We start from the raw sequence: 9,065 nt of genomic DNA, 5'->3' as shown, positions 1-9,065 counted from the left end.
ACAAATATTGGCTGCCTCTGTCGCTGTGGTGAATTAACCCTTCGGGGTTGCCACGATGCCAAATAGCTTGCTCTAACGCATCAAGAATAAGCTCTGTGTGCATTGTCGTTGATACACGCCAACCTACAATGTATCGTGAAAAAACATCTATCACGAAAGCGACATAAACAAACCCACTCCATGTGGCAACATAGGTGATGTCAGCTACCCAAAGTTGATTTGGCTGCTCAGCAGTAAATTGACGATTAACTAAATCAAGTGGCTTATCTTGTTGCTCGTCAGGTATCGTTGTCTTATGTGCTTTACCCCGACGAACACCTTGAATTCCCATAACTCGCATCAATCGTTCGACTGTACAGCGGGCGACTTGATGGTCGTCAAGCTGTAGCTGCTTCCATATTTTTCTTGCACCATAAACTGACATATTATCCTCCCACACTTCGCGAATGAGTATTATCAGCTCAGCATCACGCTTTTTGCGGTTAGACAGTCGCTCAGGCTCTCTTTGTATCTGTTTATGAGAATAATACGTTGATGGTGCAATCGGCAATTCCTTGCAAATTGACTCGACACCGTAATGCTCTCTGCAAGCATCAATAAAATCCACTATTACTTCTGTTTGCGGTCGAGCTCCGCTTGGGCGAAAAAAGCGGCAGCTTGCCTCAGGATATCATTCGTTCGCTTGAGCTCTTTATTCTCGCGCTCTAAGACGGCAAGGCGTTCTTCAGTTGATTGCGTATTAGAAGAGGGTTTAGACGGTTGAGCTTGAGATTTCTTGACCCATGCTCTAAGTGTTTCTGGGGTACATCCCAGTTTATCTGAAATCGATACTAGCGCAGCCCAAAGAGAAGGGTATTCATGCTGTTGTGTGGTAACAAGCCTAATTGCACGTTCACGAAATTCTGATGTATAGCGATTTGATTTTTTCATAGTTCCAGTTTCTCAAGTTATTGAGTCTCTGGCAAACACGGGGCGATTCAAAGCTGATCTTGAACATATTTTCTAATTGTTTCTTATTGGCATTTCCAATCGTTTCCACAAAGTAACTTTGCGTCCACAACTTGGCTCCCCAAAAGTATTTTTTCTTAATTTCAGGATAAATCCTGAAAAACTCACGAGCAGTAATACTTTTGACTATTTGCATTACATCACTTGGTGATTGCTTAGGGATGCTTCTAATAACCATATGGATATGATCTTCTGGTATTTCAAGTTCAACGATTTCTATATCGTAATCATATCCAATTTTTTTAATGATCGCCTTCATCGTTGTACGATAAGGCTCCATAAAATCTTTATGTCTATATTTTGGTATCCAGACAAAATGATACATAAGTCTGAATACATGATGCGTATTTCTTTGAAGTTCCATGTACTAAATAATATAGACTGGGACAAGCCCAGTCCACACTATTCAGCACGGGGGCAAGCCCCCTAGATTTTCGCTACGCTTTGTTAAAAGATATTAGTGACTGTCGTGGCCACCTTTCATCAAGGCCCGATAATGCTGTAGATCTACCTCATCCGTTGTCGTTTGCATTGAAAGGTGTTTCGTTTCAGTTTTTGCGTGAATGGTCTTGCCTAGTTTTAGTGTGGTGCCGAGGCCCGCGTATAGATAACGGTCGCCGAAACTTGACTTCAAGGCGGCAAAAGCTGGCTCACCAGTACAGTGTGTGGGCGCCATCCAAGCGACATTCCATTTGTCTCGCAATGAAGTAGCAATATTTTTGGCTTGTTCGGGATTTAAAGGGAGTAGATGAGTGCCGCCTAAAAGTAAATGAATGGGTTTGCCGATTGCTATTTGGGCAGCCTCAATAATTTTCTCTAGCTTTGGGTGACTGCAACCAACGATCAGGACAATGCCGTCTGGGGTATCAATGGCTAGCGAAATTTCCATTACGTCTAGATCTACGCCCCAAGGACCTTTCATCATAATTAAATGGAAACCTGGTTCCACTTCTGTGGTTTTGGTTACCCAGCTGAAATTACCTTCCGGCCAAGCGCTTCCAAAAGACATTGTCTTTGGTGGATTCCCATCATAATAACGCATCTCTTTCGGAAGAGACTCATCGCGCTTATAGAAGGTTCCTGGCAAGGCTGCGCCAAACACGCCAAACTTCTCCTTAGGTGCATAAATTTTTACGTTTGGATTAACTCTCACCAGATGATTAAGGCCACTTGTGTGGTCACCATGCCGGTGAGAAGCAATCGCAAAGTCAAGCTTAGCGAGGTCAACACCTTTGGTTTTCACGTTATGTGCAAAAATTTCCGCGTTGTTCCCTGTGTCAAACAGTATGCGTTTACCTCCATACTCAATATAAGCGGAGAATCCCCAGTCCTTTTTCATTTCGGACGGTTTACCAAATGCATCGTAAAGAATCGTGATGCTGTTGTTTGCTTGCCCCGCATAGAGGTAGGGCGTAAATAGAAAAACGACTGCAAGCAAAGTCGCTATATTTCGTAGTATTATTCTCATTTTTTATTCCTTCTTAATATAGTATGCCTTCAACGACATGGGGAACACCTAATACATATCTATATAGCGTTTTATGTACTTTATGATTGACCACTCGTAGGCAAAAAGACCTTTAACTGATTTCATTTATGGTGTTACTAATTTCATTTTCTATTAAGACGTCATTATCCTAAAAAGGATTCAAAAAATGTTTTTCGGAGACATATTAGCGAGAATAAATATGTGGCAGTGCTAGATGTAATTGAGTGGCAGGGTTAAATGTTATTAGGTGGCACTGATGGTGGTTATTTTCAAAAACGAGCAACAATGAATAAAGCCATTTTAAAATAACTCAACGGGCAGCGTTTGCTTGAAATTTATTTACCGTTGTCACACATACATGTAACAAGGTGCATGTCAGGTACTCTGCCCTGCATAAATATTAAACGAACCACACTTCTAATTCATGAAGGCGGCTTTGGTTGAGTTTATGAATATCAAACACCCACAAAATGATAATCACTGATGCCCACATACTTCCATGTGCATTATCATATGGCTTAACTTGTGGAGCATTTTTAGCGTAGTTGGTAGCGACCCCATAACTAAAAGCCGCCATTAAGGCAGATAACATTGGGATTATTGCACTTTCTCCTATTCTAATTCCTTCCCAGCCAACTAGCACACTAACACCAGTGATGCCTAGAATAAGCCCTGTTGAGACACTTTTGGTTAACATTTTTCTTGATAAAAGAGCGCCTATAATTGCACCCCACATAAGCGAAGTAGAATTCAAAACTGATAGTGTAGATACATTTAAAAACTGGGCAGAATAAGCAAAAAGCAAAAAAGGTAATGCAGAATTAAACAGCCCTAATATAAAAAAGTGTTTGATGTTATTTAAAAATTTTAGTTTGTTTTTAAAATAAAAAGAAACAAACAGTAAGGTTATCGCTGCAAAAGCAACTCTTGCCTCAATGAGTGCAACAGGACCGAGAGGATTTGCTGCAATGCGCATAAAAAGAAAAGAGCCTCCCCATATGGCGGCCAAGGTTAATAACCTAAATAAACTTGCTGGTGACATATTAAATTCCAAAAAATAATTATATTTCTATTCTTAGCTAACGTCATTTAATTCACAACCCGATTCTTGCTAAGTTAAACAATCATTCATTTTTCATGAATAACATATTCAATCTTACGTAGTACACGTAAACCCATAGGCAACCAAGTATATAAACCTGACGTCAACTTACGAATAATGCCTGCACGGAGCATTAATTGAAGGCTGATTACTTCAGCATCATTGGGGGGGGTCCTTTTAAGTAGCAAGAAGATAATTTTTTGTCAGCATTAATTGTTCCATTAGTTATTGATAAAAAGAAAATATGGCTCAGCGTTTTTCCGTAACGAGTAAAATAAGCTCACACATTATATTTACGGTAAAAGCTGAATAGGCAGTTATCTAATTCTAAGTATTTATCACTACCGTCAAAACAAATAGTTGCACAAACGCGCATACGTGCGTACTATTACTTTTGACTTTACATTTACTAGAGATAATATTTTGGATACAGAAAAATTAATGGTCGCATTCAACGAGTTTACTCATGTGGGAGGGAGCTTAGTTCTTATTATTGCCGCAGTGTCAATTTTGACAGGGTTCATGCGTGAATATGTGCCGCAGGAGAAACTTCAAAAAAAGATTAACAAACATGATAGATGGGGAACATTGCTGGGCGCAAGTTTTGGTCTGCTTACGCCTTTTTGTAGCGCCGCAGTAGTTCCTGTTACGATGGGCATGGCATCTATGGGAGCTTCATTAGGGACAGTATTAAGTTTTTTGATTTCTGCCCCATTATGTAATTTCATTGTTTTAGCTTTGGTTTATGCTACTTTTGGCTTGAAAATCACAGCGGTTTATTTTGCTATTACCTTCAGTGCCGCAGTATTAGGAGGTTGGTTAATTTCAAAGTCTCCTTGGAAAAATGAAATTAAGCGTGGTGATGAATTAGAAGATGCTAAAAAAGCACCCAGTTGCAGTACATCAAGTTCAGCTGTCACAACAACTTGTGGAACAGCAACCACTGCCTCTTGCGAGAATGCCAATCAACCGATAGCACAGGAGCCATGTGGTGAGATTAGTATGAGCTGCGATTCATCAGCGGCCATGGCAATTGAGTCAATCCAACCATCTCGTATTAACAACGTAATGAAAACTGCTATAGCCTTGTTTAAAAGAATCGTTCCTTATGTTCTATTGGGTGCATTGATTAGTGGTTTGTCTGCCGCGTATTTACCCGCAGAGCTTGTGGAGAAGTATGTCGGTGGAGATGATATGTTATCAATAATTATCGCTGCCGTTATTGGTGTTCCGCTTTACTTACGTATTGAAATGGCAATTCCTTTATTAAAGGTACTCATTTTAAAAGGTATGGGGCTAGGGCCGGCACTTGCTCTTATTATTGGAGGGACTGGCGCTAGCTTACCTGAAATAGCGTTAGTATCTTCGGTGTTAAAGCCAAAAGCGGTAATAGCATTTGTAACCATAGTATTAACCACCGCTATCATTGGCGGAGCTATCTTCCAGTATTTAATCTAAATAAAAGTGCGTCATTCCTAGAATGACGCACATTATGAGCGCTATTATGAAAATAGGAATATTAATCTGTGGTGATGTGCCTGACGCATTAAAACAAAACTATGGTAATTACAGTCAGTGCTTAATTCGTGAGCTTGGACTGAATAATCATAATGAACTTTATATTTATAATGCACATCTGTACGAACTCCCTGAATCTGTCGAACAATGCGATGTATATATTATAAGTGGCAGCCCGGCAAGTATATGTGATGAATTCGGCTGGGTTCATAATTTAATTTTATTTACTCGAGAGGCTTTTGTTAGGGGGAAAAAACTACTTGGTATTTGTTTTGGGCATCAACTAATAAACCATGCATTAGGTGGCACACTGATACGTTCAAAAAATGGTTGGGGATTAGGCGTTTATCGTACAAACATTCACAAAGATTACCTAGGGTTACAACAAGGTCAGAAACTATCATTATTCTCCATGCATCAAGATCAGGTTATAAAACCACCCAAAGAATTTAAAGTTATTGCTGGTAGTGATTTTTGTGTTAATTATATTACTTGCTATCAAGATCAAATCCTTACTATACAGGGACATCCAGAGTTCAGCACTCAGTTCTTTTTAGCGCTTATCCATGAAACCAAGCAAAATTACTGTGACTTAACTATTCAAAAAGCCTTAAAGTCATCAAAAAAATCTGTGGATAGCAAAATATTGAATACACTTATTGGCAAATTTATAAAAGAGGGAAGCGACCATGAGTATGAAACAAACACTGAAGTTAGTTACTAACCTTTGTGCTTATTCACATCTTTATAATGTGATTAAAAGGTCAATTCAACACCGAGAAGTCCCACTAGAGGCTAAGACTGGAGCTCAAATAGCACTCCTTGCTGTATTTTGCCCTCTTTTTTGGGGGGCTGTGATATTAGGGGCTGAGCCTAGCACAATAATATTACATGCAATACATTCTGGAATAGTTTTTCTGACTGGGGTAAGTATAATGGTCGTAGGATACTTTAAAGCAGCTAAAAAGATTCATGATTGATGAGAAGTACATTGATGCATTAAAAGCATTGTCAGACCCTACTCGGTTACGTTTATTCTGGTTATTACTTCATGTAGAGCAACGAATTACTGTTGCTGAAGCGCTAGATGTTACAGGGGATACACAATATAACGTTTCTCGAAATTTAAAAATGCTAAACAAGGCAGGATTGCTGACACCTAAAAAGCAAGGGAAGTGGGTTTATTACACCCTAAATCAGCAAACGGCTCCACATTGTCAAGCATTGGTGGATTCAGTCAAGTTCTTACCTTCAGACAATTTTTCTGAAATAATTAAACTTTGTGTTTTGCGTTTATCAATGCGTGTTGACGGAGAGTGTGTCGTTGGTGCAAACAGTGATGAATGGAAAACTGCTATGAACAATGATTTATTGACTAACCATTAATAAAGTAGCAGATGCAATGTTAGCATATCGTTAACTACCCTAACGCCCATTTTGTCGGACGAGTTGTCGTTAATTATAAGGTCAATAAAGGCAGTAGTCAGCTTTAAGCTGTCCTTATCCTTTCTATTCAATAGATTTACAATGGGTTAAAGCAATGTTACCAATTGCCACATGAAAATTTTTAAAGGTATACAGTGGCCAACTTTATGTAGAAAAACGATTATCCAGCTCTTCTTGTAATTTTTCGACTTCACTTATAATACTTAAGAACTTTTCTCCAAAGTCGGTTACAACATATTCGACTCTCGGTGGAAGTTCGTTGTAAACCTCCTTTTTAAGAATACCAAATTCAATATTTCTCTTTAGGCATTGATTTAATACTTTTGTAGACAAGCCTTCGACGGTGGATACCATTTTTCCAGGTCTATTAATTCCATTAGAAAGAAGTTCATATATTGTTAAAGACCATTTACAGCCAAATATTGTCTCTATCATCCTAGCTGAACGTTCCGGCGCTAATTTTCTTATAATTATTTTTTCGTTATTAATCATGATTTAATACCTAAAAGTACCTACCTTACCAATTTGTACTTACTATTTTCCCTCTACTAAAGACGGCTAATATTACCACACACAAAACATGAGGAGAGAACAATATGACATTTAATAAATCAGGGGTAGCTATTATTATCGGTGGTACTAGCGGCATAGGTTTAGAGACCGCGAAGCAACTATTACAAAATAACATTGAAGTCGTTGTGGTTGGTAATAATCCTGAAAAATTGTCTCATGCAGTATCACAATTAAATGAGATAGGTAGTGCATCAGGAATTCAAGCAAATCTATATGAAAAAGAAAGTGTTTTTGAGCTGATTTCTGAATTAGAAAGCTTAGAAAAACCGATACTCTATTTGGTTAATGCAGCTGGGTATTTTAATCCAAAACCCTTCATAGAACATTCGGAATCCGATTACGATATATACATGGGTTTAAATAAGGCTACATTTCAAATTAGCCAAGCAGTAACTAAAAATATGATTAAGCATGGTGGCGGCAATATTGTTAATATTGGTTCAATGTGGGCAAAACAGGCAGTCAAAGCGACACCATCATCTGCTTATTCAATGGCAAAGGCAGGCTTGCATGCATTGACTCAACATATGGCAATGGAATTATCAGACTATAACATTCGTGTAAATGCCGTTTCTCCTGCCGTAGTGAAAACACCAATTTATGAAGCATTCATTAACCCCAATGATATGGACGAAGTCATTGCCGGATTCAATGATTTTCATCCAATAGGACGTGTTGGAACACCACAAGATATCGCGAATAGTATTGCTTTCTTATTATCAGATGATACGAGCTGGGTCACAGGCGCAATATGGGATGTTGATGGTGGCGTTATTGCTGGTCGCAATTAATTCCCCCATAGAATAATGTACTAAAGATAACTGCATTTTAATCCAATGCTTCATTTTTGAAGCATTGATCAATGTGATAACTCTAGTTTCACGTAACTTTGTATATTCAACTACGCAATAAAGTTTTATTCCCTCTTCTTTTTGGGCTACTTCTACCCGTATATCAATAGCCTGAAAAAGTGTCTTTAAAGAACTATAGTAATCTATGTACTTTAGTTATATCAATGCCCTTGACCTTCCAATGATGGTAAGCTTTAAACTAACTGGATTACCAAAGCAGTTACATAGGGTTATGTTATGAACAACAAATCAGAGCACGTAAATACAAGGTCTTCAGAAGTAAACTTAACCATCGAAGGTATGTCATGTGCCTCATGTGTAACTCGTATTGAACGTGCACTTAAAGCCATTAGCGAGGTTGAAAAAGTAATTGTTAATATTGCCACTGAAAAAGCAACAATTAGCCTTAGCGAAGCGATTAACACTTCCATATTAGTTGAGGCCGTTGCGAGTGTAGGGTATAGCGTGCGTCAACGCGCCCCCATCAATATAGCGATTAGCGGCATGAGCTGCGCATCATGTGTTGGTCGTGTTGAACGTGCCTTAATGGCAGTACCAGGGGTAAACTCTGCATCGGTAAATCTAGCTACAGAGCAAGCGCAAATTTATTCGGACAATATCATCAACACCCGTTTATTACTGCAAGCCATCGTAGATTTGGGATATCAGGCAAAAATACATACCGAGCAAGTTACCGGTAATGATGATTTAGCTAAGCAACGAGAAAAAGAAAATCAAAGCTTACTCACTGACTTAAGGTTGGCTGCCACGTTGACTTTACCCGTTTTTATTCTAGAGATGGGCTCACATATACTTCCTTCCTTCAAAGAGTGGATCACCCTAAACATTGGCCTTAGCAATAGTTGGCTGATTCAATTCATGCTGACGTCTATTGTGCTATTTTTCCCTGGAAAGCGGTTCTATCAAAAGGGCCTACCCGCACTGTGGCGACGTGCCCCTGATATGAATTCTCTTGTGGCGATTGGTACACTTGCTGCTTACCTTTTCTCAGTAATAGCCACATTTGTACCGCAAATATTACCACCCAATGCCGTCGCCGTTTATTTTGAAGCGGCGG

Annotated in this window: 9 protein-coding genes, 2 pseudogenes and 1 other annotated feature; of the genes and pseudogenes, 5 read left to right on the top strand and 6 right to left on the bottom strand. The window is 39.0% G+C overall.

From position 1 onward, the window contains the following. From L654_RS0100615 to L654_RS1000000128050, 5 genes and pseudogenes are all read right to left on the bottom strand, one after another. Positions 1 to 930 (bottom strand): annotated as a pseudogene (locus tag L654_RS0100615) (IS3 family transposase); the annotation flags it as partial. After that, positions 536 to 652 (bottom strand) — a sequence feature (AL1L pseudoknot). (Overlaps the previous pseudogene by 117 nt.) Further along, on the bottom strand, positions 893 to 1,333 hold the full coding sequence (gene tnpA / locus L654_RS01000000125300; RefSeq protein ID WP_263640612.1) for an IS200/IS605 family transposase: 441 nt from the start codon (positions 1,331 to 1,333) through the stop codon (positions 893 to 895). The pseudogene L654_RS0100615 and the gene tnpA, both read right to left, overlap by 38 nt. Positions 1,334 to 1,465: 132 nt before the next feature. Continuing rightward, positions 1,466 to 2,476 (bottom strand): MBL fold metallo-hydrolase, encoded by a 1,011-nt coding sequence (locus L654_RS0100600; RefSeq protein WP_024606953.1) that lies wholly within the window; start codon positions 2,474 to 2,476, stop codon positions 1,466 to 1,468. A gap of 421 nt (positions 2,477 to 2,897) precedes the next feature. Then, positions 2,898 to 3,539: a DMT family transporter gene (locus L654_RS0100595; RefSeq protein WP_033027581.1), complete on the bottom strand. Its 642-nt coding sequence runs from the start codon at positions 3,537 to 3,539 to the stop codon at positions 2,898 to 2,900. A gap of 89 nt (positions 3,540 to 3,628) precedes the next feature. After that, positions 3,629 to 3,809: pseudogene (locus L654_RS1000000128050) on the bottom strand (proline--tRNA ligase); the annotation flags it as partial. A gap of 168 nt (positions 3,810 to 3,977) precedes the next feature. Here L654_RS1000000128050 and L654_RS0100590 point away from each other — a divergent pair. From L654_RS0100590 to L654_RS0100575, 3 genes are all read left to right on the top strand, one after another. After that, a complete protein-coding gene (locus L654_RS0100590; protein WP_225305690.1) occupies positions 3,978 to 5,057 on the top strand; it encodes a permease in 1,080 nt (359 codons plus the stop codon). 46 nt (positions 5,058 to 5,103) lie between these two features. Next, positions 5,104 to 5,841, top strand: a complete 738-nt coding sequence (locus L654_RS0100585; RefSeq protein ID WP_024606951.1) for a type 1 glutamine amidotransferase — start codon at positions 5,104 to 5,106, stop codon at positions 5,839 to 5,841. Between the two features lie 248 nt (positions 5,842 to 6,089). Further along, complete coding sequence (locus L654_RS0100575; protein WP_024606949.1) at positions 6,090 to 6,503, top strand: metalloregulator ArsR/SmtB family transcription factor; 414 nt, start codon at positions 6,090 to 6,092, stop codon at positions 6,501 to 6,503. A gap of 204 nt (positions 6,504 to 6,707) precedes the next feature. Here L654_RS0100575 and L654_RS0100570 read toward each other — a convergent pair whose 3' ends face one another. Further along, complete coding sequence (locus L654_RS0100570) at positions 6,708 to 7,055, bottom strand: helix-turn-helix domain-containing protein (RefSeq protein WP_024606948.1); 348 nt, start codon at positions 7,053 to 7,055, stop codon at positions 6,708 to 6,710. Positions 7,056 to 7,159: 104 nt separating this feature from the next. Here L654_RS0100570 and L654_RS0100565 point away from each other — a divergent pair, with 104 nt between their 5' ends. Both L654_RS0100565 and L654_RS0100560 read left to right on the top strand, forming a co-directional pair. Then, complete coding sequence (locus L654_RS0100565) at positions 7,160 to 7,927, top strand: SDR family oxidoreductase (protein ID WP_024606947.1); 768 nt, start codon at positions 7,160 to 7,162, stop codon at positions 7,925 to 7,927. Positions 7,928 to 8,224: 297 nt separating this feature from the next. After that, the coding region (locus L654_RS0100560; RefSeq protein WP_029753419.1) for a copper ion binding protein at positions 8,225 to 9,065 on the top strand (841 nt) is incomplete at its 3' end.

It is taken from the genome of Pseudoalteromonas sp. TAB23 (assembly GCF_000498075.1).
Lineage (GTDB): Bacteria > Pseudomonadota > Gammaproteobacteria > Enterobacterales > Alteromonadaceae > Pseudoalteromonas > Pseudoalteromonas arctica.
Note: the sequence above shows the minus strand (reverse complement) of the source record. Positions and strands in the feature narration are given on the sequence as shown.